General features: G+C 61.4%; 20 protein-coding genes. 3 read left to right on the plus strand and 17 right to left on the minus strand.

Annotated features, from left to right (window positions below; translation table 11 throughout):
• Positions 1 to 16: 16 nt before the first annotated feature.
• From G1C94_RS01640 to mraZ, 4 genes are read right to left on the minus strand one after another with little or no spacing between them, the layout of a single operon-like run.
• Positions 17 to 1,822 carry a peptidoglycan D,D-transpeptidase FtsI family protein gene (locus tag G1C94_RS01640; RefSeq protein WP_172144039.1) on the minus strand — a complete coding sequence of 602 codons (1,806 nt, stop codon included), beginning with the start codon at positions 1,820 to 1,822 and terminating at the stop codon, positions 17 to 19.
• On the minus strand, positions 1,819 to 2,256 hold the full coding sequence (gene ftsL / locus G1C94_RS01645) for a cell division protein FtsL (protein ID WP_253902264.1): 438 nt from the start codon (positions 2,254 to 2,256) through the stop codon (positions 1,819 to 1,821). The genes G1C94_RS01640 and ftsL overlap by 4 nt, the downstream gene beginning before the upstream one ends.
• Positions 2,253 to 3,275, minus strand: coding sequence for a 16S rRNA (cytosine(1402)-N(4))-methyltransferase RsmH (gene rsmH / locus G1C94_RS01650; RefSeq protein WP_216656762.1), 1,023 nt, complete (start codon positions 3,273 to 3,275; stop codon positions 2,253 to 2,255). The genes ftsL and rsmH overlap by 4 nt, the downstream gene beginning before the upstream one ends.
• Complete coding sequence (gene mraZ, locus G1C94_RS01655; protein WP_417852142.1) at positions 3,275 to 3,727, minus strand: division/cell wall cluster transcriptional repressor MraZ; 453 nt, start codon at positions 3,725 to 3,727, stop codon at positions 3,275 to 3,277. Before mraZ ends, rsmH begins: the two co-directional genes overlap by 1 nt.
• 306 nt (positions 3,728 to 4,033) lie before the next feature.
• Here mraZ and G1C94_RS01660 point away from each other — a divergent pair, with 306 nt between their 5' ends.
• Together G1C94_RS01660 and serA are read left to right on the plus strand one after the other, a co-directional pair.
• Entirely contained in the window at positions 4,034 to 6,313 is a 2,280-nt protein-coding gene (locus G1C94_RS01660) for a HelD family protein (RefSeq protein ID WP_172144043.1), read from the plus strand.
• Positions 6,314 to 6,324: 11 nt separating this feature from the next.
• Positions 6,325 to 7,524: a phosphoglycerate dehydrogenase gene (gene serA, locus G1C94_RS01665; RefSeq protein WP_172144045.1), complete on the plus strand. Its 1,200-nt coding sequence runs from the start codon at positions 6,325 to 6,327 to the stop codon at positions 7,522 to 7,524.
• A gap of 14 nt (positions 7,525 to 7,538) precedes the next feature.
• Here serA and G1C94_RS01670 read toward each other — a convergent pair whose 3' ends face one another.
• The 8 genes from G1C94_RS01670 to hisD form a co-directional block, all read right to left on the minus strand.
• On the minus strand, positions 7,539 to 8,426 hold the full coding sequence (locus G1C94_RS01670) for a hemagglutinin (protein WP_253902265.1): 888 nt from the start codon (positions 8,424 to 8,426) through the stop codon (positions 7,539 to 7,541).
• Positions 8,427 to 8,449: 23 nt separating this feature from the next.
• Positions 8,450 to 9,787, minus strand: coding sequence for a type I glutamate--ammonia ligase (gene glnA / locus G1C94_RS01675; protein WP_172144048.1), 1,338 nt, complete (start codon positions 9,785 to 9,787; stop codon positions 8,450 to 8,452).
• A gap of 62 nt (positions 9,788 to 9,849) precedes the next feature.
• Positions 9,850 to 10,575 (minus strand): bifunctional 1-(5-phosphoribosyl)-5-((5-phosphoribosylamino)methylideneamino)imidazole-4-carboxamide isomerase/phosphoribosylanthranilate isomerase PriA, encoded by a 726-nt coding sequence (gene priA / locus G1C94_RS01680; RefSeq protein ID WP_172144050.1) that lies wholly within the window; start codon positions 10,573 to 10,575, stop codon positions 9,850 to 9,852.
• A gap of 68 nt (positions 10,576 to 10,643) precedes the next feature.
• Positions 10,644 to 11,288, minus strand: coding sequence for an imidazole glycerol phosphate synthase subunit HisH (hisH, locus tag G1C94_RS01685; RefSeq protein ID WP_172144051.1), 645 nt, complete (start codon positions 11,286 to 11,288; stop codon positions 10,644 to 10,646).
• Positions 11,289 to 11,323: 35 nt separating this feature from the next.
• Positions 11,324 to 12,043 carry a hypothetical protein gene (locus G1C94_RS01690; protein ID WP_172144053.1) on the minus strand — a complete coding sequence of 240 codons (720 nt, stop codon included), beginning with the start codon at positions 12,041 to 12,043 and terminating at the stop codon, positions 11,324 to 11,326.
• The gene (gene hisB / locus G1C94_RS01695; protein ID WP_172144055.1) at positions 12,043 to 12,642 is read right to left on the minus strand and encodes an imidazoleglycerol-phosphate dehydratase HisB; all 600 of its coding nucleotides are present in this window, start codon (positions 12,640 to 12,642) and stop codon (positions 12,043 to 12,045) included. The genes G1C94_RS01690 and hisB overlap by 1 nt, the downstream gene beginning before the upstream one ends.
• 9 nt (positions 12,643 to 12,651) lie before the next feature.
• Entirely contained in the window at positions 12,652 to 13,812 is a 1,161-nt protein-coding gene (locus G1C94_RS01700; protein ID WP_172144057.1) for a histidinol-phosphate transaminase, read from the minus strand.
• Positions 13,809 to 15,206 (minus strand): histidinol dehydrogenase, encoded by a 1,398-nt coding sequence (gene hisD / locus G1C94_RS01705; RefSeq protein WP_172144059.1) that lies wholly within the window; start codon positions 15,204 to 15,206, stop codon positions 13,809 to 13,811. The genes G1C94_RS01700 and hisD overlap by 4 nt, the downstream gene beginning before the upstream one ends.
• 148 nt (positions 15,207 to 15,354) lie before the next feature.
• Here hisD and G1C94_RS01710 point away from each other — a divergent pair, with 148 nt between their 5' ends.
• Positions 15,355 to 16,554 (plus strand): MFS transporter, encoded by a 1,200-nt coding sequence (locus G1C94_RS01710; protein WP_253902266.1) that lies wholly within the window; start codon positions 15,355 to 15,357, stop codon positions 16,552 to 16,554.
• On the opposite strand, the gene G1C94_RS01715 is transcribed toward G1C94_RS01710, so the two are convergent.
• From G1C94_RS01715 to G1C94_RS01735, 5 genes are all read right to left on the minus strand, one after another.
• Positions 16,551 to 17,522 (minus strand): CBS domain-containing protein, encoded by a 972-nt coding sequence (locus G1C94_RS01715; protein ID WP_172144061.1) that lies wholly within the window; start codon positions 17,520 to 17,522, stop codon positions 16,551 to 16,553. The two genes, G1C94_RS01710 and G1C94_RS01715, sit on opposite strands and share 4 nt — an antisense overlap.
• Positions 17,523 to 17,641: 119 nt before the next feature.
• On the minus strand, positions 17,642 to 18,364 hold the full coding sequence (locus G1C94_RS01720) for an HAD family hydrolase (protein WP_172144062.1): 723 nt from the start codon (positions 18,362 to 18,364) through the stop codon (positions 17,642 to 17,644).
• 6 nt (positions 18,365 to 18,370) lie between these two features.
• A complete protein-coding gene (gene recN, locus G1C94_RS01725) occupies positions 18,371 to 20,044 on the minus strand; it encodes a DNA repair protein RecN (protein ID WP_172144063.1) in 1,674 nt (557 codons plus the stop codon).
• Entirely contained in the window at positions 20,044 to 20,943 is a 900-nt protein-coding gene (locus G1C94_RS01730; RefSeq protein ID WP_172144064.1) for an NAD kinase, read from the minus strand. The genes recN and G1C94_RS01730 overlap by 1 nt, the downstream gene beginning before the upstream one ends.
• Before the next feature lie 183 nt (positions 20,944 to 21,126).
• Positions 21,127 to 22,374, minus strand: coding sequence for an HAD-IIIC family phosphatase (locus tag G1C94_RS01735; protein WP_172144065.1), 1,248 nt, complete (start codon positions 22,372 to 22,374; stop codon positions 21,127 to 21,129).
• Between the last annotated feature and the right edge of the window lie 222 nt (positions 22,375 to 22,596).

Below are 22,596 nucleotides of genomic sequence, written 5' to 3' on the forward strand. Positions count from 1 at the left end.
TCGGTTTGCCATGGGCTCACCATTCCACCGGAATAGCATCGGTGCGCTCCGCGGAGTTCGGCACATCGTACTTCTGCATAAGGAATTCACCGATTTGTGCGAATACCTTGCCTGCCGTGGTGCCGCCATGGACTCCAGCGGGATCCTTCATCACCACCGTCACGACGAAACGGGGATTGTCGGCGGGGAGGAAGCCCACGGTGTCGGCGACGATGGATGTCAGGGCGCCGCTGTCTCCCGCGACTTCGGCGGTGCCGGTCTTCATGGCGATGCGATAGCCGCTGACGTTGATGACCTTGTTCCACCTGTCAGCCACGGATTCCATGGCATTCTTGATTTCATTGGCGGTGTTCTCGTCGATCACCCGGGTTGCGGAGGTATTGAGTTTGCTGGTCTGCTTGCCGTTCGAGGTGCTGACGGACTTGATCAGCGACTGCTGCCGATTGATGCCGCCCGTCGCGATGACGGATACGGCACGGGTCAGCTGCAGGGCATTGACCGTATACCCTTGGCCGAACAGGACGGTTTCCTTCGAGCGGGTATCCCATGATTCGGGGCTGGTGAGCACGCCGTTCGATTCGCCGGGGAGGTTCAGCCCGGTGGACTGGCCGATGCCGAATTTGCAGAGCATGTCGTAACGCTGCTGATTCGTCACGTTCGCGGCGGCGGTGATCATGCCGACGTTCGAGGAATTCTGCAGGATGCCGGCCAACGTCCAGTGTTCAGCCCCATGGGAGCTGGCATCGTGGAATTTCTGGCCGTCCTTCTCCATCTCGTAGGGGATGGTGAATTGGTCGGTTATCTTGACGCCGCTCTGCATGATTGCGGCCAACGCGGGAATCTTGCCGACCGAGCCGGGTTCGAAGGTTTGGCTGACGGCCCGCGATGAGCCCAGTTTGGCTTCGTCGGAACCCGCCTGGATGGAGTCGCTGTCCTCCAAGGCGATGATTTCGCCGGTCTGCACGTCCTGAACCACCGCAACGCCCCATTGGGCATGCTGTGCGGAGACTCCCTCGCTCAGCACCTTTTTGACATACCAGTCCACGTCCGCGTCGATGGTAAGGCTCACGTCCTTGCCATCCGTGGCCTCCTGCGTCTTGGTGACGGTGCCGGGAATCACTTCCCCGCCGTTGCCGCGCTGGTAGACGGTGTATCCGTCCGTGCCGGCAAGCTCGTCGTCCAGCGAACTTTCAAGGCCGGACGCGCCTTTGCCCTCGTCGTCAACACCGCCGAGAAGCGCGCCTATCAATGTGTTTTCCGCATATACGCGCTCGCTGCTCAACTCGCCATAGACGATGCCGCCCAGATTGAGTTTGTCGATCTCGCGTTTGACTTGCGGGGTGACCTCTTTCTTGAGGACAACGTACTGGTTCGTGCCGTTCAGCTTGGCACCCAATTCCATGGCGTCCATGCCGAGCAGCGGGGCCAACAGACGCGCCACGGCCGCCGCTCCGGTGGCCCCCACCGGCTTATCGTCGATGGCGTGGCAATAACCCAGCGACTTGGCCTGCTTGCTGCCGCAGGTGACTGGGGTGAACGACGTGGCCGCATCCGGCACGCCGATGATGTTGTATCGTTCCACGCTTTGGGCGAGCACGGTGCCGTTGGTGTCGAGGATTCGACCTCGCTTGGCGCTGAGCGTGACCTTCGATGTGCGCGAGTTGGTGGCTGCTTCGGCGGTGGTGCGCCCGTCAAGCAACTGCACGTTCACCAGCTGAACGAGGCATGCCGAAGCCACGATTGCCAGCACCACGCTCACCGCGAGGCACCGTTGCGTAAAGGTGTCGAACATGCGCCACCAAGCCTTCAATCGCGGAATCATTGCTGCCCACCTTCCTGATATCCGTTGAGATCGATGGACACCGAACCGTGTTGCGGTATCATGCCCATATCGCTGGCCTTCTGCGGCAATGAAGCCTGAAGTTGGTCGAGTTTCGCTTGATCGTCCTGCACGTCCTGCGTGAGGCTGCTGATTGAGCTTTCCAATTGGGAGGACTCAAACGAGTTCTGCACCATCTGGGTTCTGAGCATCAGCGCGCCGATCAGTGTGCTTGCGAGGAAGACGACGGAGATGACGATATGCAGGGTGCGGGCGCTGCGGGCGCGCGCCCATTCAAGCACGCGGCCGAAGCCGTCCGTAACGCTGCTTTTGCCGCCCGCGACGACGTGCAACTGGGGACGGGCCTCCGGCCTTACCTCCGGTTGGGGTCGTCTCGTGGCCGGCATTGCCGACGAACGTATCGTTCGTGCTGTCATCTCACTTCCCTCTCCACTTGTTCTTCAAAGCGACGCCGCGCGCGCTCGGGCAGGGGCCTGACGAGTTCCACCGCGCGCAGACGCACCGATGCGGATCGCGGGTTGTTCGCAATCTGCGCCTCGTCCGCTTTGATCGCGCCTCGCGTCAGCTCCTTGAAGAACGGCTGCGCCTCGTCCGGCACGACCGGCATGTTCGCCGGCGCATCCGCCTTCAATCCCCGCGCCATGAAAGACTTGACTGTTTTGTCTTCCAACGAGTGATAGGACTCCACCACCAAGCGGCCGCCTTGCCTGAGACGCAAGGCGATCTGCGGCAGCGTGCGGGCAAGTTTGTCCAGTTCGCCGTTGACTTCGATGCGCAACGCCTGGAACACGCGCTTGGCCGGGTTGCCGGCCGGGCGGTGGGCTTTGGGAACCACGTCGTCCACCAAGGCGTTGAGCTGGGCTGATGTTTTCAGCGGCCCTTCCTGAGTGCGGTACGCCACGATGCGACGAGCTATGGGGCGGGCGAACCGCTCCTCGCCATAGCTCGCGAATATACGGCTCAGATCCCGTTCGTCGTATTCGGCAAGCACCCGTTCGGCGCTCAGTGATTGACTGACGTCCATGCGCATGTCGAGCGGGGCGTCATGTGCGTAGGAAAACCCGCGTTCGGTTTCGTCGATTTGCAGGCTGGACAGTCCCAGATCCATGAATGCGGCGTCGATACGACCCACTCCCCGCTCGTCCAACGCGGCGTCGAACTCGTCGAATGCGGCATGCACCGGCGTGAAACGGCTTTCAAGCCCTTCGTCGCGCATGCGCTGCGTCGCCAGTTGCAACGCCTCGGCGTCGCGGTCGATGCCGATAAGCCGTGCAGTGGGCGCGGCTTTGAGAAATGCAGTGGCATGGCCGGCGAGACCCAACGTGCAATCGACGATCACCGGTTCGGTTTTGCCTTCCAACCCGCCGGTGACGAGCCGAACGCAATCGTCGAGCAGCACCGGCTGATGGATGGAGGAAAGGTCGCGGATGTCCATCAGAATTCCACCTCCGGCAACACGTCGTCGGCGATATCCGAATATCCCTGTTCCTTGTCGGCCAGGTAGTTCTCCCAAGTCTTGCGATCCCAGATTTCGGCGCGAGTGCCGACGCCGATCACCACGATGTCGTCACCCAGATTGGCGTAATCGCGCAGCATCTGCGGTACCAGCACACGCCCCTGCTTGTCGGGGTCCTGATCGACTGCGCCGGAAAGGAACACACGCAGGTATTCGCGGGCGGCCTTGTTGCCCATTGACGTGCGCTGAATCTGCATGGCGATGCGGCGGAACTCGGTGGCGGGAAGCAGATAGACACAGCGCTCCTGGCCACGGGCCATCACGAGACCCTCCCCCAGTTGCGGGCGCATTTTGGCGGGAAGCGCCATGCGACCCTTTGCATCGATTTTCGGTGCATAGGTGCCCAGCAACAGCGGAGGCAGGCTTGTCATGCCGCCTTGCGAAGCGCCCTCAACAGGGGCGGACGTTGCATCTGACAGGGGTGCATCTGCCATTGTTTCCGCCTCCTTTCGCGCTATTTGACGGCTATACTGGAACACACCGGTTCCCCACTATACCCCACTTCTCACCATTTTCCCCCACTTCTAATGATTTTTCCATGTTTTTAACAACCAACCACCACCCGCCGCACATCACCCCGCTATTGCCACAACCGAACCGGCAACCCGAATGACATGGGCACGCAGTAGATTGGAACCTTACGTTTCAAGCACCGTCAGGAATGGGAAGCCGAAAATATGTCGAGCTATGCCGCGCAACTTGAGGAAGAGCAACGTGCGGTCAGTCGCGCCTACAACCGTCTGGACACCTTGCGCTCCGAAGCGAAAGCCCGACTGGATGCCGTTCGCGCCGCAGGTTCGCACGGCTCGCCCACGCAGCGCACCGAGCGCGACTCCTTCGCCACCATGTATGAAGACAGGCTCGTGCAATTGCGGGCCGTCGAAGACAGACTGGTGTTCGGGCGTCTTGACGACACCGACGGCAACCGGCGCTACATCGGGCGCATCGGATTGTCGGACGAACGCCACGAGCCGTTGCTGACGGACTGGCGCGCCGAAGCCGCGCGACCCTTCTATGAGGCAACCCCTTCGCACCATGGCGATATCGTGATGCGCCGTCATATCACATTGAACTTCCGTGAAGTGGTGGCGCTGGAGGACGAGGTGCTCGATGTCACCGCCGAATCCGCGCGCCGCGCCCACGACACCGGCACATTGACCGGAGAAGGCGCCCTGCTTGCCTCGCTGACTTCACGTCGCACCGGCAAAATGACCGACATCGTCGCCACCATCCAAGCCGAGCAGGATCACATCATCCGTTCCGACATAGGCCGAGCCGTGGTGGTGCAGGGAGGCCCCGGCACCGGCAAAACCGCCGTGGCGCTCCACCGCGCCGCCTATCTGCTCTACACGCATCGCCGCACACTGTCGCGCTCCGGCGTGCTGGTGGTGGGGCCGAGCGCGGCGTTCCTGCATTACATCGACCAAGTGCTGCCGTCACTGGGTGAGACCGGTGTGGTCAGCCGCACCATTGCAGACCTTGTTCCCGGCGTCACCGCCACGGCCATCGACACCCCGAAAGCCGCCCGCCTCAAAGGCGAAGCGCGCATGGCCGAGGCCATCCATAACGCGGTGTCCGCCCGCGAGCGCGTGCCCGACAATCTACCGGTGGTGCAGATCAACGGCATTCAGGTGCCCATGCTCGCGGTCGATGTCGAGCAGGCCCTGGCCGACGCGCGCCGCACGCGCCAGCCGCATAACAAGGCACGCGAAACGTTCGTCAAGTCGATGCTGACGGCCATGCGCATACGCTATGAGGAGCAGCTCGACTACACGCCCGACCCGGAGGAAATCGCGCGCACGACCTCCTTGTTGCGCATGAACGAGAAGGTGCGGGTGGCGTTGAATCTCGCCTGGTTGCCGATGACCGGTACCTGGCTTATCGACGACATGTTCTCCAAACCGGCCAGATTGCAACGCTTCGCCCCTTGGCTGGCACAAGACGAGGTGCGCGAACTCGTGCGCGAAAAAGGTTCCCCGCTCACCAGATCAGACGTGCCGCTGCTGGACGAGGCCTTGGAACTGCTTGGAGAAGATCCAAGATTGGCCGCACAGCGCAGGCGCAACGAAGCGAAGCAGGCGGCGGACATGCAGTTCGCCCAAGACACCCTTGCCCAAGCGGGCATTGGGACGGGAATCGTCACCTCGCAGATGCTGCTGGACAACATCAACGGCGAAGACGGCGCTTCCACCGCCGAGCGCGCCGGAAGCGACCGTGAATGGACGTATGGGCACATTGTGGTGGACGAGGCGCAGGAGTTGACCGCAATGGATTGGCGCATGCTGATGCGTCGATGCCCGTCGCGCTCCTTCACCATCGTGGGCGACGTGGCGCAAACCTCCGCGCTGGGCGGCACCCGCTCGTGGCCCGACACGATGAACCGGCTGTTTGGCACCGAAAACTGGGATTTGAACGAACTGACCATCGACTACCGCAACCCGCAGGAAGTCTCTTCCCTGGCCTGTGATTTCGCCTCCAGGCAGGGGCTGTATATCTCCACCGTGCACGCGGTGCGAGCCGTGCCCGATTCGGTGCGGCGCCTCGTCGCGGGAAGCCGGCCCGCGCTGTTCGACGCCGTGGGTGCCGAAGCGGCGGAGCTTGCCAAGCGGTTCATATCCCAAGACGGCACGGGGCGCGTGGCGGTGATCGCGCCGCGGGCATTGCTGGAACCCGTGCGCCAATCCGTGCACGCCGCGTTGACGCGCGAACTCGGCGAACGCGAAGTGCGGCGGTTGGACGAACAGGATTCGTGGGACAGCCAGATCGTGGTCTGCGACACCGAATCGGTGAAAGGCTTGGAATATGATGCGGTGATCGTCACCGAGCCGGCCGCCATCGACCAGGAGTCCCCCAGCCGCCTGACATCCGCGGCGGATTTGTATGTGGCGATGACCCGCCCCACACAACAACTGGTCATTGTTCGGACATCACTGGACGAACGCGAACTCGAAATCTAAGGTTAGGAACCATGCCTCAAGCACTGTTATTGGAGAACATTCACCCGGACGCGGCCGCATCGCTGCGCGAACACGGCTTCACCGTGAACACACTGAAAGGCGCCTTAAACGAAGACGAGCTTATCGACGCACTAGACGGGGTTGACCTGCTCGGCGTGCGCTCGAAGACCAACGTCACCGCGCGGGTGATCGACGCGCGCCCATCGTTAAGCGCCATTGGCTGCTTCTGCATCGGCACCAACCAGGTCGATCTCGATTACGCGGGCAAGCGCGGCATCGCTGTGTTCAATGCGCCATATTCCAACACCCGCTCCGTGGTGGAGCTGGTGATCGGCGACATCATCTGCCTGTTGCGCCGCATTCCCGCGCACACGCATCACATGAAGCATGGCCTGTGGGATAAGTCCGCCTCCGGCTCGCACGAGGTGCGCGGCAAGACGCTGGGCATCATCGGTTATGGCAACATCGGCTCCCAGCTGTCGGTGCTGGCCGAGGCGATGGGCATGCGCGTGGTGTTCTATGACATCGAAGAGAAGCTTGCGCTTGGCAATGCACAACGTTGCGACACACTTGACGAGCTGCTCGAACAGTCGGATATCGTCACATTGCATGTGGACGGCCGCAAGTCCAACACCGGGTTCTTCGGAGAGGACCAGTTCGCCCGCATGAAGCAAGGTGCCATTTTCCTCAATCTGTCGCGCGGTTTCGTCGCCGACTTGGGCGCGTTGAAACAGCACTTGCAGTCCGGGCATCTCGCGGGCGCGGCGGTGGATGTGTTCCCCGTCGAGCCGAAGAAGTCCGGCGACCCATTCGAGACGGCGCTGGCCGATGAGGACAACATGATCCTCACCCCGCATATCGGCGGTTCCACCCTGGAGGCGCAGGAGTCCATCGGTCATTTCGTTTCGCAGCGCCTTGAGGATTACTGGTCGAAGGGTTCCACCTCGTTGTCGGTGAATATGCCGCAGATTAATTTGGGAGAGAATCGCGGCGTGGCACGCATCGCCCACTTGCATGCGAACCTGCCGGGTGTGCTCGCGCATGTCAACCGCGTGCTGGGCGAGGAGAACATCAATATCGCCGCGCAGTCACTCGGCACCGAAGGGGAACTGGGCTACGTGGTCACCGATGTGGCCGAGCGCCCCAGCCAAGCCACGCTGGAGGCCCTGCGCGCCATCGAAGGCACCATTCGCATGCGCGTCATCAGCTGACGCAGCCGGGAAATCTAGCTGCGGGGGTTGCCGAACCAACCGCTGTAAATGAGGGCGAAATTGCGGTTGCCGTAGCTGGAGCAGGAGTCGCCTTCGCCGCTGCCGGCCGCCAGCGCGGCCGTGTTCGGCTGATAGGGCGTGTAAATGTAGAGCAGCGCCGTCGCTTTGTTGCGAATGTACACGTTGGTCGCACCGCACGCCTCGTTTGGATGATAGCGGATGGAGGCGAGCTGGCCGGCGTGATAGTCGTATTCGCCGCCATGGTTCAGGTAATAGCGGTATCGCTTCGCCGCGCCGAACACCTGTTTGAAGAAGCCCGCGTATGTGGGGTCGCAGTCGGCATCATCCGGGCAGCTTAAGCCCATGGCGGCTTTGAGCTCGAATTCGGTGGGCGAAGTGGCGGTGACCAAGTGCTGTTCCTTCTGCAGCACGGTGAGCAGCACTTTCTGGCTCACCTTGCACGCGCGCGCCGATTTGTCGATGATTGAAGCGGCGCTCTCCCCCTGTTCGCCCTCATAGACCGCGCACAGGTCGTCCGCCAACTGGGTTTGCGTATCGAACGTCATCGAAGCCAGCGCACCGCCTTTGGATTCGAGGAACGACTGCACTTCGGCCTTGCTCATCGCGTTCGCATTGAAAAACTGCGAGTCGGAGATAATCTCGCCCGGATCGAAATCGTACTGTTGGGCAAGCTCCAGCTGACGCGCTTCGGCTCGCTTCACATCGGCGTACCACTGGCTGAAACGAATCAGTCCCATCACCAATGCAATCACGCAGATAGTGGACACCACGGCAACCAACACCATAGTGACGCGAGTTTTCAATCCTCCACGACGCCACATGCGTACAAGCGAATGCTTACGATGCTTGCGTCGAGTACCTGCGGAATGCTGTGAAGCCATACGCCTTATAGTAACGGATGAAACTACAGCTTGGGCAGATACTTGCGCAACTCGAACGGCGTGACCTGACGGTTGTATTCGTCCCATTCCTGACGCTTGTTGGCCAGGAAATATTCGAAGGCATGTTCGCCGAGCACGTCGGCCACGAAGTCGGATTTCTCCATGATCTTCAACGCCTGGCCGAGGGAAGCAGGCAACGGCTCGATGCCCATGGACTGGCGCTCCGCGTCCGTCAGCTCCCACACGTCATCGCTGGTGGGCTCGCCCAGCTGCATCTGCTTGTCGATGCCGTCGAGGCCAGCCGCCAACAGCACGGAATAGGCGAGATACGGGTTGGCAACCGGGTCAAGCGCGCGGAACTCCATGCGCGCCGAATTGCCCTTGCCGGGTTTGTATTGCGGAATGCGAAGCAGGGCGGAACGGTTGTTGTGGCCCCAGCAGATATAGCTCGGCGCTTCGTTGCCGCCCCACAGGCGCTTGTAGGAGTTGACGTATTGGTCGGTGACGGCGCAGATTTCGGCCGCGTGGGCGAGAATGCCGGCGGCGAACTGGCGAGCCGTCAGGGACATGTTAAATTCCTGACCCGCTTCATAGAAGGCGTTGGCGTCACCCTCGAACAGACTCAGGTGGGTGTGCATGCCGGAGCCGGGAGCATCGGCCAAGGGCTTGGGCATGAAGCTCGCATGCAGGCCGCGTTCGAGCGAAATCTCCTTGACCACCGTGCGGAACGTCATGATGTTATCGGCCGCGGTGAGCGCATCCGCGTATCGCAGATCGATTTCGTTTTGGCCGGGGCCGCCCTCGTGATGCGAGTATTCCACGGAAATGCCCATCTGTTCAAGCATGTTCACCGTGGCGCGACGGAAGTCCATGCCCGGGCTGCGCGGCACGTGGTCGAAGTAGCCGCCTGCGTCGATGGGCGTGGGGGCTTGGGACCAATCGTCCTGATGTTCGAACAGATAGAATTCGATCTCCGGGTGCACGTAGAAGGTGAAGCCCTTCTCCTTGGCCTTGGCCAGCGCGCGCTTCAGGACATAGCGCGGGTCGCCCAAGCTCGGCTCGTCGTCGGGAGTGAGCACGTCGCAGAACATGCGGGCGGTGCCTTGCGGGCCGCCGCGCCACGGCAGGATCTGGAAAGTGGAGGGGTCTGGTTTGACGATCATGTCGTCTTCGGAAACGCGGGTCATGCCCTCGATGGCCGAACCGTCGAAGCCGAGCCCTTCCTCGAAGGCCTCTTCAAGCTCGGCCGGCGCGATGGCCACGGACTTCAACGTTCCCAGCACATCGGTGAACCATAGGCGAATAAAGCGCACGTCGCGTTCTTCAACCGTGCGCAGGGCAAACTCCTGCTGCTTATCCATAAGGTCTTATCCTCACACCCGCGTGTTATGGCTTTGTTACTTTGCACACGCTCTATTGCTTATTATTTGGCGACGACGAGCGCTTCTTCGAGACTGAAGGCGCGGGCATAGAGGGACTTGCCCAAAATCGCCGAATCGACGCCGTATTGCGCCAGCTCCTTGATGGCTTTCAGATCGTCGAGCTTGGCGATGCCGCCGGAAGCCGTCACTTTCGCGTTCGTACGCTCGGCCACCTCTTTGAGCAGCGCAAGGTTCGGGCCGGACATCATGCCGTCCTTGGCCACGTCGGTGACCACGTAACGCGAGCAACCGGCATCGTCGAGCATCTTCATCGTCTCGAACAGGTCGCCGCCCTCGCGTGTCCAGCCGCGCGCCGCAAGCGTGTGCCCGCGCACATCAAGTCCGACGGCCACTTTGTCGCCGCACCGGGCAATGACCTCGCGCGTCCATTCGGGATTTTCCAACGCGGCGGTGCCGATGTTCACGCGAGCCGCGCCGGCTTCAAGGGCCGCGTCAAGCGAAGCGTCGTCACGCACGCCGCCGCTCATTTCGATATTGACTTCTCTGCCCAGCTCGCGCACGATTTCCTTGAGCTGGGCGCGATTGTCGCCCGTGCCGAAGGCGGCGTCGAGATCGACCAGATGAATCCACTCGGCTCCGGCCTCAACCCACGTGCGGGCGGCCTCAAGCGGCGAGCCGTAATCGGTTTCGGAACCGGATTCGCCCTGGCGCAAACGCACGGCCTTGCCGTCGCGCACATCGACGGCGGGAAGCAGAGTGAGGGACATATTCTTTTTCTCCTTGACAAACTGATTTGGGATGGTTTGGAATGATTTGGAAATGTTTCAACGCAATTTCAGAACGTGGCGATCCAGTTTTCCAACAGCTGGGCGCCTGCGTCCCCGGATTTCTCCGGGTGGAACTGTGTGGCGAACAATGCGCCGCGCTCATAGGCCGCGACGAAACGACTGTTGTCATACTTGCACCATGCAACATGTTGCGCATCGGACAACTCGACCTGCTGGTCGGCGAGATCGAGAGCACGCGCCTCATGCGCGGCATAGGAGTGGACGAAATAGAAGCGCTCCTTTTCGACGCCTTTGAGCAACGTCATGCCGGGGTCGGCTTCGACGGTATCCCAACCCATGTGCGGCACCACATCCGCGTCCAACGGATCCACCCAGCCGCCGATCAGGCCGATGCCGGGTGTTTCGGTACCGTGTTCGCGGCCGATTTCAAACATCACCTGTTCACCGACGCACACGCCAAGCACCGGGCGGCCGGCGCGCAGGCGGTCGAGCACCACCCTGTCGCCACCGACCTTCTTCAGCCCCTCCATGCAGGCGGCGAACGCACCAACGCCCGGAACGACCAGGCCGTCCGCTTCAAGCGCCTGGCGATAATCGGAGGTCAGCGTGGTATCGACGCCGAGGCGCGTGAGCGCACGCACCATGGAGCGCACGTTGCCGAAGCCATAGTCGAATACAACAGCGGTGGTCATCTGTGTCTTCCTTACTGCATGTTATTTACTGAACGTTATTTGATACTCGAACCGCGGGTGGAGCCGCCTTTGCCGAAACGGGTGTGCTTGGAAATCACCCGCATGGCCGACGCGCGATCGTATCGGCCGGAATCGATGACCTCGAACCCGCGTGTTTTCAGCTGGGCCACGGTGGTGATGCCGAGCATCAGGTCTTCAACGAAACGCGGCGTGGAATTGAACAGGACGGGCGGGGCAAGTTCGGAGCCCGCCTTGCCGCCGGCGTACAGCATAATCTGCAGCTTGTCGGCGCGGTTGACGCCGAGAATGACGGACATGCCGGACACCACAGTGGTGATGTCCTTGGCCGCGGCCTCGGGCGAATCGCCGTCAAGGTTGCGCAACACGGCAATGGCACCCTGATTGGAGCCCACGCAGTCGGCGGAGATATCGGCCAGCTGGCAGAACGCGGCCAACAGCTCGGCGGAAGCCACGCGGGTGACCAAGGCCGCCATTTTGGCCTTGTCTCCCAGCAGGCCGGCCAAAGCCTCGTCGAAGCCCACGGAGGGGTCGATTTCGGAGGCGTCGTCGGGAATCTCGACATTTTCCATATCCGGCGCGCCCAGCGCATCCGGCGCATCCGTCACACTGCCGCTGGTCTCGCCCGATTCTCCAGCGAATTCCTTCTCGAAACCGGCCACGGCCGCCTCGAGCTCCTCGTCGGAGAAATGCTGACGAGCGAAGTCCTTGCCTTTGTCTTCAGATTCGTCGCTCATCACAGCGCACCTTTGGTACTGGGAATGCCGTCCACGCGCGAGTCGAGCTCGACGGCGAAACGCAATGCCCTGGCCAGCGCTTTGAACTCGGCTTCGGCGATATGATGCGGGTCACGCCCGGCGAGCACCTGCATGTGCAGGCAGATGCCGGCGTGCATGGCGATGGATTCCATCACGTGACGCACCAACGAGCCCGTGAAATGCCCGCCGATCATGCAATATTCAAAGCCTTCCGGCTCACCGGAACACACGCAATAGGGACGCCCCGAGACATCGACCACAGCCTTGGCCAGCGCCTCGTCCAACGGCACGGTGGCGTCAGCGAACCGGCGGATGCCGCGCTTGTCGCCCAGCGCCTGCTTCAAGGCCTCGCCGAACACGATCGCGGTGTCTTCGACGGTGTGGTGCGCATCGATATCGGTGTCGCCGTGCGCGCGAATCGTCAGGTCGATCAGCGAATGCTTGCCCAGCGCCGTCATCATGTGGTTATAGAACGGCACGGACGTGTCGATGTCGGTCTTGCCGGTGCCATCGAGGTTCAGCTCAAGGTCGATGCGCGATTCGCTGGTCTGACGAACGATGTGTGCTGTTCTTGCCATGATGCTCCTTTACGCCGCTTCCACTATACGTAACACTTGGGTCAATGCCTCGCGGAAGCGCGCCATCTCCTCATCAGTGCCCATGCACACGCGCAACCAGCCGGCGGGGCCGACCACGCGGATAAGCACGCCGCGCTTCAACAGTTCGTCGAATATCTCGTCGCGCTTGTCGAAATGACCGCCGAACAGCAGGAAGTTCGAGCCGGACTCGGCCACATCAAGCGGCTCGCCTTTGTAGGTCTGGGTTTCAAGCCACGCGGCGGTGGCTTCGCGGGTTTCGCGCAGGTGCTCGACGCGGCTCAGCTGCTCGTCGGTGTGCTCGAACGCGGCCAGCGCGGCGGCCTGGGTGACGGCGCTCAGGTGATAGGGCATGCGAACGATGCGCACGCAGTCGATGATGCCTTTGCTCGCGGCAAGATAACCCACGCGCGCACCGGCGAAGGCGAAGGCCTTGCTCATGGTGCGCGACACCGCCAGATTCGGGTGCGCCTTGATGAGGCTGACGGCACTTTCGGTGCCGGATTTACGGAACTCCACATACGCCTCGTCGATGACGACGATGGGGTGCACCCCCGCGTTCGCGCCCGCGACTTCGGCGGTTTCGCACACTTCGAGCACGCGCTCGATCTCGTCCATCGGCAACGGCGTGCCAGTGGGGTTGTTCGGGCTGGTGAGCAGCACCATCGAAGGCCCGACGGCATGAATCTGTTCGATCAGCGCTTCGATGTCCAGCGTGAAGTCCGCCTTGCGGTGGGCGAGTTGCCAGCCGGTGAAGGTGTCGCGCGCGTATTCCGGGTACATCGAATACGTGGGGTCGGCGCCGAGGGCGGTGCGCCCCGGGCCGCCGAACGCCTGGAACAGCTGCAACATGATCTCGTTGGAGCCGTTCGCGCCCCACAGCTCATCCACGTCCAAGCGGGTGTTCGATTCGCGCGCCAGATAATCGCTGAACGCCTGGCGCAGTTCGATGTGCTCGCGGTCGGGATAACGGTTGAGCGTCGGGGCGATGTCGCGCACACGCCTGGCGATGGCCTCACACACGGCCGGATCCGGCTGGTATGGGTTCTCGTTGACGTTCAGGCATACGGGCACGTCAAGCTGCGGCGCACCATACGGCTCCTCGCCGATCAGGTCGTTGCGCAGGGGCAGATTCTGTGGAATCGCACTCATCGAAGGCCGGCCTTCTCTTCCTGTTCGACGATGGTCTCTTTGTTGTACGGATCATCGATGAAACGGCTCAACACGCACTCGCCGTGCGCCGGCAGGTCTTCGGAGACGGCGAAGGCGTTGATGCGTGCGGCGATGGCCTTCAAGCCTTCCTCGTCGTATTCGATGACTTCGACGGGCTTCATGAAGGTGTGCACGCCAAGGCCAGCGGCGAAACGTGCAGTGCCGCCGGTGGGCAGCACGTGGTTCGAGCCGGACATGTAATCGCCCAGCGGCACCGGGGAGTAGGCCCCGCGGAAAATGGCGCCCGCGTTCTTGATGCGCGGCACGACGGCTTTAGCATCGGCGGTCTGGATCTCCAAGTGCTCGGCGGCATAGGCGTTGGCGGCGTCGATGGATTGGTCAAGCCCGTCCGTCAACACAATGGCCGACTGCTTGCCGGACAGACTGGTGCGCACGCGCTCGGCGTGCTCGGTGCGGGGCACACGGTAATTCAGGCTTTCCTGCACCTTGTCCGCCAGTTCGGTCGAATCGGTGAACAGCACGGAGCCGGCCAGCTCGTCGTGTTCGGCCTGGCCGATCAGATCCGCGGCCACCAAGCTGGGGTTCGCGGTTTCATCGGCGATAATGCCGATTTCCGTGGGGCCGGCCACCGCGTCGATACCCACGAATGCGGAAACGAGCGACTTGGCCGTGGCCACGAAAATATTGCCCGGGCCGGTGATCTTGTCAACCGGGTCGCACAGCACTTCGCCGTCCTGCGGTTCGGATCCCTTGGCACCATAGGCGAACATGGCAATGGCCTGAGCGCCGCCCACCGCATACACTTCATCGACACCGAGAATGGCACAAGTGGCCAGAATGGTCTTGTTCGGCAAGCCATCAGGGTCACCCTTGCTGGGAGGCGTGGCAATGGCCAGCGATTCGACGCCCGCAGCCTGTGCCGGCACCGCATTCATAATCACGGACGACGGATATACCGCCTTGCCGCCCGGCACATACAATCCCACGCGCTGAATCGGCACCCAGCGCTCGGCCACGCGCGCACCGGCGGCCAAATCGGTATAAAAGTCCTTCGGCACCTGATTGGCCGCCACTGCGCGGGCACGGCGCACGGATTCCTCGATGGCCGCGCGCACCTCAGGGTCGAGCGTACTCAGCGCGGCGCTCATGGCCTCGGCCGGCACGCGCAGGTTCACCGGGCGCACGCCGTCGAACTTCTCGCCGAAGTCGCGCAATGCCGCCGCTCCCCTGGCCTTGACGTCCTCAAGAATGGGACGCACCAAATCGCCGGCCTCCGAGGTTCCCATCTCGGCGCGCGGCATGGCCGCCAGCAGCTCGGCTCGAGAGAGCTTTTCCCCCCTCAAATCAATGATTCGCATAATATTCTCGCTCATAACCCTTAAGTCTATGTGCTCTTCGTGACGGAATCACTACGATAGCCCACTGGCACCCAAATCGTGAGACACCTTTCAGCGGCAAACGCGACATGAATGACGGCCATTCAACCTAAACTGGCCGAAGCTTACATCGTTGGGAGGCAGCATGGCGAAACAGGGCGCAAGCCACTTCATCACCCGCGATATGGCGCTGGTGATGATAGCCACGTTCTGCTTCATGGTCACCAATATGCTCGCCAATCCGCTCGTCGCAGGCTATGCGGAGTCGCTGGGCGCACCCGGCGCGATGATGGGTGTGGTCGCGGGCGTGATGAGCCTCGTCTCGCTGTTCTGCCGTCCCATCGCCGGTAATCTGTCGGACAAAACCAGCAAACGCGCGCTGGCCGCGGTGGGCACGCTGCTGTATTTCCTTGCGGGATTGCTGTATTGCTTCGCCAACTCCCCCGCCATGCTGATTGCCGCGCGCGTGGTCAACGGCCTTGGGTTCGCCTGTTGCTCGGTGTGCTTGGCAACGTGGATGTCGCTGCTGCTGCCGCTTCACCATATGGGCGCGGGCATGGGGTTGTATGGCACGGTGAATGCTCTGGCCATGGCGGTCGGCCCGGCCATCGGCATTCGTCTCAAGGACATCATCGGCTATCATCTCGCGTTTTTGGGTTCCCTGATATTGCCCGTCATTATGATCGCCGCCGTGATGCTGGTGAGGAACGGCGGTCAGCCCGTCGCCAAGCCCCGCGCCACGACCGGACGCTTTTCGATTCGCACCATCGTCGAGCCGCGCGTCGTGCCGCTGTCGTTATCGTTCATGATGTTCGCCATCCCCTATTTCGTCAACCAAGCCTTCATCGTGAACTATGTGCAGTCGCGGCATCTTGCAATCTCCTCCGATCTGTTCTTCACCTTCTATGCCATCGCGCTGCTGGTGATGAGGCTCACGATGCGCAATCTGTTCGACCGCAAGGGCTTCCGTTTCTGGATGGTGGTGTGTTCGCTGTCGATGATTGCCACACTGGCCACGCTCACGTTCATGTCGAACAACTGGTTCCTGCTGTTCGCGGGCATCTTCATGGCCGCCAGCTATGGTCTGATGAGCTCGGTCACCCAAGCACAGGCCGTGGTGATCGCGGGTCGCGAGCGCAGCGGCATCGCCAACAGCACGTACTACATGGGACTCGACCTAGGTATGGCATTGGGCCCGATGCTGGCGGGCATCTTCTACGGGCGCATGCCGATCAGCTGGCTCTATCCGGCGTTCATGTTGACGATGCCACTCGCGTGGATCATCTATCTGGCATTCGCGAAAACAATTGACGGCGGACACCAAGCGGCATCAGGCATCAACTAGGCGCTTTGTCGATTCTCCAGACAGGCTTCGAAGGAGCGGCGCGTGAGATGGCCGCGGTTGATAACGCCGACGAGTCTGCCGTCATCGACAACCGGCACCTTTTTGTATTGCTGGTAGCCGAACACTTGGCAGACTTCGGCGATGCTGGCGTCGGCACGAACGGTCGTGACCTTACTGGCGGCGATGCTCATCACGTTCTGTTCAAGCAGTTGCGCGTGGGAGAGTTCCGGAAATTCGCCGCGGGCCATGCCGGTGATCAGCGTGGAGATGTCGGAGACCGGCAGATTGTCCTGTGCGAAGCGGCGCAGCACATCGCTGTCGGACACGAAGCCAACCACGGCACCCGTTTCGTTGACAATCGGCAAACCACTGATATTGCAGTCGAGCATCACACGGACGGCGTCACGAACACTCGCCGTGTCGGCGACGGTATAGGCATCCTTCTGCATGACATCGGCGACGGTCTCGACATTAAGTTTCGGGGTGCGTTGCTGTGCGGCCCTGTTCCAGCCGGCTTTATCGCCGACGGCGTGCACGATTAGGCCGGAAAGCGGTGCGACGATAAGCATCTGGATTGGCAGCGCGATGGTGAAGTTGTAGGGGAACATCGAGAAGAAGCCGGTAACGGCATCCGTCGAGAAACCGAAAGCCATAATCGCACCGAAGATGGTCATGAATATGGTCATGAGCACGACCATGAGGAATTTGACGGTGATGCCCTTCCACACAGCACGGTCGGTTTGCGTGCAGCAGCGATTCATGATGGCCCGCGAACTTGGCGTGCAGATGCACAGATCGCAGATCATCCCGATCACGTAGGCCAGCGGCCAGCTGAAGAATGCGTAGCTCCATGCGGCGGCACCGACGTCGCCGGTGCGCACGCCGTAGTTGAGCGCCGCCATCACGTAGATCATGATGGCCGACATGATGAAGCTGAAGAGAATGCCTTCCTTGCCGTTACGAGGCATGATGAGGTTCCTTTCGTTATGTTGTCCGGCCCACTTGTCTGCCCGCTGTAGCGGACGACGAGGGGGCGCATAACGATCGGTTCGAGATGGCGACTTCCTGGCAGGCGAATCGGCGTTGCTTACGTTGGATTCGCACGTCGGGGCCGCTTGCAGATTCCGTATTGTTCGCTGGGGTTTGGACAAAGCTGTTGCGGGGCGTCGTGAAAGTCGAAGAGGGTGCCGTCGGCGAGGGCGCAGATGGCCGGCCAGTCGGCTTGGGAGGAAGCGTCGTGCATGGCCCATACGCGCATGCCGACCGACTTGGCGGAGCGCATGCCAACGAGCAGATCCTCGAACACCGTGCAGTCCTGCGGCCTCACGCCCAGCTTGCGGGCGGCCAGCAGATACACGTCCGGGCGGTCTTTGCCCACGTCACCGACGTCGTCCACGGATACGGTCACGTCGAACAGATCGAGCATGCCGGCATGTTCGAGCGCAGGCTCGCGCAGCATGGGCGGCAGGGATGTGGCCACGGCAAGCCCCACGCCGGCGGCGCGCAAGCTCCTGAGGTATTCCAGCGCGCCGGGTTTGGCTTCGACCGTGGTGCAGTAGGCGACGAGCGCCATTTTGTTCCATTCGTCCATCAGCTGCTCGGGGGTGTCGTCAAGGCCGAAGCGGGCGATGGTGTATTCGGCTATCTGGCGGAACTGCATGGCGGCTATCGTGGTCAGGTAGTCTTCCGGCACGTCGAAACCGCGTTTGGTGAGGAAATCGACATCGACCTGATCCCACACGCCCATCGAATCAAGCAGGGTACCGTCGAGATCGAAGATGGCGGCTGTGGTGCGTTGTGGTGTGGTCATGATGGCCTAGGACAGCTTGGATTCGGCGAGCAGTTCGCGGGCATGCTCAAGGGAGGTTTGCGACTCGCTGCCGGCGAGCATGCGCGCGATTTCGCCGACGCGCTCCTCGCCGCGCACCTCGCTCACCGTCGTCTCGTCGCTCTTGGTGACGACGAACTGGCTGGATGCCCAGGACGCGACCTGCGCCAAATGCGTGACGACGATCACCTGCGAACTTTGCGCAAGTTTGGCCAGGCGTCGCCCAAGTTCCACCGCGGTTTTGCCGCCGACACCGGCATCGATTTCATCGAAGATGAACGTCATGCCGTCACTGTTGCCACGCTCGGCGGCGGCGACCAGTTCAAGCGCCAACATCAGACGGCTCAACTCGCCACCGGACGCGCTTTTGCCCATCGGCAACTGCGGCGAGCCGGGGAACGGGGTGAATAGAAACTCGATGCCGTCGCGGCCGTGGGGTCCAAGCGAGTCACGGTCGCTGACGCGCACCTCAAGCGAGGCACCGGACATTGCGAGCGCCGTCAATTCGTCACTGACTTGCCCGCCCAGACGTTCGGCGGCGGCGCGACGCACGGCGCTCAACGTTTCGGCGGCGGCCAGCGCTTGACCGTACAGCCGTTCGCGTTCGGCTTCAAGCTCGGCCACCTTTTCGGGCGAAGCGTCAAGATCCTCGACTTCAAATACGGCCTTGTCCCGCCAGGCAATGACATCTGCGATGCTTGGCCCCCAGCGGCGCGTAAGTTCGTTCAGCTCATGGATGCGGGCGTTGATCTGGTCGAGATCCTCCACGCTGGCCTCGTCGTCGATTTCGGACGCGAGCGCGGACACCACGTCGGACAGATCCGCGTTGATGGACTCCAATCTGTCGGCTTGCTGGCCGAACGCATCCCCAATATGAATGGCTCGCAACGACTGCACGGCACGGTTGACCAAGTCGACCGCCGAAACGGCATCATCGCCTATTTGCGAAGCGTCGAGCGCCGCCAGCGCACCGCCCACACCCTGCGCAATATCCGCGGCGTTCTCGATGCGATCGCGCCGCGCTTTCAGTTCCTCGTCCTCACCGGGCTGCGGGTTGACGCGGTTGATGCGTTCGATCGATTCGCGCAGGTAATCGGCACGGTCGTGCACGGAGGTTTCCTGCGAGCGCAGACGCTCCAAATGTTCGTCCAACGCCGTGAGTGCCTCCCACGCCGCACGATAGGACGAAAGCTCCTCGCCGTCACCGGCGAACATGTCCAGAAACTCGCGTTGGCGGGATGGCGAGGCGATACGCAGCTGATCGGCCTGCCCGTGAACCGTCACCAACTCGGCCGACACTTCCGACAGCACCGAACGCGGCACCGTCTTGCCGCCCAGCACGGCGCGCGAGCGCCCGGACGCGGGCACGACACGCGAAAGGAACAGCTCGCCGTCTTCCGGCTCGACGCCGGCCTGCCGCGCAATGTCAGCCGCCTGACTGTTGTCGTCATCCACTGAGAACACGCCTTGCGCCCAAGCCTCATCGGCATCAGAAGCGACCTTCGACGATTCAACCGCACCACCGGAAATCAGACGGATGGCCGACAGCAGCATGGATTTGCCGGCACCGGTTTCGCCGGTGATGGCCGTCAAACCCCGAGCGAGCATGATTTGCGCGGTGCGAATCGGCCCCAAATTGCGCAGGGAAAGCTCTTCAAGCATCAACGCCCGCCTTCCTGAACGCGCGATGCCTGTTCGCGCCAGCCGACGACCGGCAGATCGAATTTCGTGACGAGACGATCCGTGAACGGCACGCCGGACAGACGCGCGAGGCGCAGGGTGTCGCGCGAAGCACGCACTTCGATGCGCGTGCCCTTGGGCAGGGCGCGTTGGCGACGCCCGTCGCAGCAGATCCACCCGTCCGACATCGAATCGTCGAGGATGGTCATGGCGAATGAGGAATCCGCGCCAATCACCAGCGGGCGGGCGAACAGGGCGTGCGCGGCCAACGGCACCAGTTGCAGCGCCTGGACGTTCGGCCAAATGACCGGCCCGCCCGCGGAAAAAGCGTAGGCCGTGGAGCCGGTGGGAGTGGAAACGATAACGCCGTCCGCACCGAAGGAGCTCATCTCCACGCCGTCAACGCTGATGGACAGCTCGACCATCTTGCCGCGATCCGCGCGCTCCACGGTGATGTCGTTCAGCGCCCAGTCCTCCAACGGTTCGCTCGCACCGGGCAGCCACACATCGACATGTGCGATCATGCGCTCGTCAATCGAATAATCATGGTCGGCCACACGGCGAATCGCCTCGCTCATCTGGAAGCTCTCGAACTCCGCCAGAAAGCCGACATGCCCCAGGTTCACGCCGAGAATCGGCACCTGCGTGCAGTGCACCAGCTCGGCGGCGCGCAGAATGGTGCCGTCCCCCCCAAGCACGACGACGATTTCAGTGCCGTCGTCCATCCTCGGCGTGCTCGCGCCGAACGCGGGCGGATCAACGTTATCGACGACCCTGACCTCGAAGCCCGCCGAACGCAACTGCTCCACGGCCTCACTAATCACCGTGCCGCTGTGGCGTAACCGGCTATGCGTCACCACCACCGCATTGCGTGAAGCCATATCGCCTCTTCCGTTTGCTGGATTCATTCACTGCTGACTATTCCCATCCTAGCCGTTGCCGCGCCGTCAAAGACATACTTCAATGTCGCAGCGTAAGACAGTCCGCGACAACACTTCAGAACGCGGGGAACCAGAACGCGGGGAACCAGCGTAAATAAAACCAAAGAGCCGAAATAATCTCAGCTACTCCCCGCCAGTCACCTGAACCACATCGGGCGAAACCAGTTCATCAGCAGACGAAAGTCTCAGCAGAAGGGTGTCTTCGTCGCTCTCGTTTCTAAAGCCAGCGGCACAGAAAGAGTCAATCAAAAGGCCGTTGCGGTCTGTTCGCTTTCCGCGCAGTTCGATGGCCTTAACGCCTTCCGGCTCAAACAGCTCCAGCAGTCGCATGGCAAGCGCCGCCTCAACGCATTTGCGCGCAACACGGCATGAGAGCGCAAACTCGTCAATCACAAGAAGAGAAGAGTCATCCGAATTAACAGACGCCTCAAGATATAAAACCTGTCCGTAGTCACCGAACCGATCAGCGCAGGTCATCGCAAGATGCGTGGCTCGATCCTCCCGCATCTTGGCAAAGAACGATTCCTTGTCATAGCGGTTGCCGGAAAGGTTCAGCTGATTGGTACGCTGCAGCAACTCATACGAACGACTAATCGAGGCGTCGTCGTTCGGCGTAAACAGACGGGCACGCAGCTTGCAGGAACGCAGGAAATCAAGCTGGTCGCCACCGCTCTGGCTTGACGCCTCCTTGCGGACCATCTCAGTTTTATACATGTGACGACGCCTCTTGCCTTCCGCGGTTGTCGGAACATCAAACTCCGGCAATGCAAGAATGGGGGCGCCGATCATCCCGTCGGCTACAGTCTGGCCTTTGCCGCCACAAGACACCACACTCTCGTCGTACACGCGAACCATTGGAAGGGAAAATGCAACCTCTTCGCGTTCGAACGAGGAATCGTCAATCAACGCGAAGCTATCTATGTTGATATTGAGCAACTCTGCGGCGGCCTTCAGGTTCTCGCTCTTCGGTTTCCAGTTCACAAACAGCGCGACAAACCAATCTGAAATGCCGAGACGGTCGAGGGTGGATCTCACCTCATCCTCGGTGTTCTTGCTCACCACAATCTGAATGATGCCGCGCTCATCAAGAGCCTTCATGGTCTCAAACACGCCCGGGCGCACGGCGAGTAGCTCGGGGTCGCTTTCTACAAACGTCCCGTCCCATACTGTATTGTCAAGATCCCAAGCAACACACTTGACCTTCTTTGCAGGTATGGCTTGGGAGGAGTTGCCCGACGCGATAGAAGCAGCACTCGCAGAGGTGTTCACAGCCGGATACTCAACCGGAACAACTCCATCCGCAAACTGCACAAGCTCGCAAAACAGAAGGACAATACGAGCCTCACGATTGTTCTCCGGGTAAATCTTCATGCGCAGTTTGTCTTTACCGGGAAACACACGTGACGCGTCGACCACATGCTGGTTATAGCCGGGCTCGATGCGAATACCCTCACGGAAAGCCAGCGCATCGCCGTCGGTGATATCGAAGAAGAGGGTAAACGGTTCAGCTTCAGTTGAGTAAAGCTACAGCAAGAGAAATGGCGTATCTCTGACGTTTTCACGATTGACGGCATCGGCTTGACCGTATTTGTC

The organism is Bifidobacterium panos (assembly GCF_012932445.1).
Classification (GTDB): Bacteria; Actinomycetota; Actinomycetes; order Actinomycetales; family Bifidobacteriaceae; genus Bifidobacterium; species Bifidobacterium panos.

Bases quoted from the DNA above. Each gene is read 5' to 3' on its own strand.
- G1C94_RS01710 (WP_253902266.1), top strand. From the start codon at position 15,355: ATGGCGAAACAGGGCGCAAGCCACTTCATCACCCGCGATATGGCGCTG.
- serA (WP_172144045.1), top strand. From the start codon at position 6,325: ATGCCTCAAGCACTGTTATTGGAGAACATTCACCCGGACGCGGCCGCA.
- G1C94_RS01730 (WP_172144064.1), bottom strand. From the start codon at position 20,943: ATGGCTTCACGCAATGCGGTGGTGGTGACGCATAGCCGGTTACGCCAC.
- rsmH (WP_216656762.1), bottom strand. From the start codon at position 3,275: ATGGACATCCGCGACCTTTCCTCCATCCATCAGCCGGTGCTGCTCGAC.
- G1C94_RS01640 (WP_172144039.1), bottom strand. From the start codon at position 1,822: ATGATTCCGCGATTGAAGGCTTGGTGGCGCATGTTCGACACCTTTACG.
- hisH (WP_172144051.1), bottom strand. From the start codon at position 11,288: ATGACCACCGCTGTTGTATTCGACTATGGCTTCGGCAACGTGCGCTCC.
- G1C94_RS01715 (WP_172144061.1), bottom strand. From the start codon at position 17,522: ATGCCTCGTAACGGCAAGGAAGGCATTCTCTTCAGCTTCATCATGTCG.
- priA (WP_172144050.1), bottom strand. From the start codon at position 10,575: ATGTCCCTCACTCTGCTTCCCGCCGTCGATGTGCGCGACGGCAAGGCC.
- G1C94_RS01720 (WP_172144062.1), bottom strand. From the start codon at position 18,364: ATGACCACACCACAACGCACCACAGCCGCCATCTTCGATCTCGACGGT.
- G1C94_RS01735 (WP_172144065.1), bottom strand. From the start codon at position 22,374: ATGAAGATTTACCCGGAGAACAATCGTGAGGCTCGTATTGTCCTTCTG.
- mraZ (WP_417852142.1), bottom strand. From the start codon at position 3,727: ATGACAAGCCTGCCTCCGCTGTTGCTGGGCACCTATGCACCGAAAATC.
- G1C94_RS01700 (WP_172144057.1), bottom strand. From the start codon at position 13,812: ATGAGTGCGATTCCACAGAATCTGCCCCTGCGCAACGACCTGATCGGC.
- G1C94_RS01670 (WP_253902265.1), bottom strand. From the start codon at position 8,426: ATGGCTTCACAGCATTCCGCAGGTACTCGACGCAAGCATCGTAAGCAT.
- hisB (WP_172144055.1), bottom strand. From the start codon at position 12,642: ATGGCAAGAACAGCACACATCGTTCGTCAGACCAGCGAATCGCGCATC.
- recN (WP_172144063.1), bottom strand. From the start codon at position 20,044: ATGCTTGAAGAGCTTTCCCTGCGCAATTTGGGGCCGATTCGCACCGCG.
- ftsL (WP_253902264.1), bottom strand. From the start codon at position 2,256: ATGACAGCACGAACGATACGTTCGTCGGCAATGCCGGCCACGAGACGA.
- glnA (WP_172144048.1), bottom strand. From the start codon at position 9,787: ATGGATAAGCAGCAGGAGTTTGCCCTGCGCACGGTTGAAGAACGCGAC.
- G1C94_RS01690 (WP_172144053.1), bottom strand. From the start codon at position 12,043: ATGAGCGACGAATCTGAAGACAAAGGCAAGGACTTCGCTCGTCAGCAT.
- hisD (WP_172144059.1), bottom strand. From the start codon at position 15,206: ATGAGCGAGAATATTATGCGAATCATTGATTTGAGGGGGGAAAAGCTC.
- G1C94_RS01660 (WP_172144043.1), top strand. From the start codon at position 4,034: ATGTCGAGCTATGCCGCGCAACTTGAGGAAGAGCAACGTGCGGTCAGT.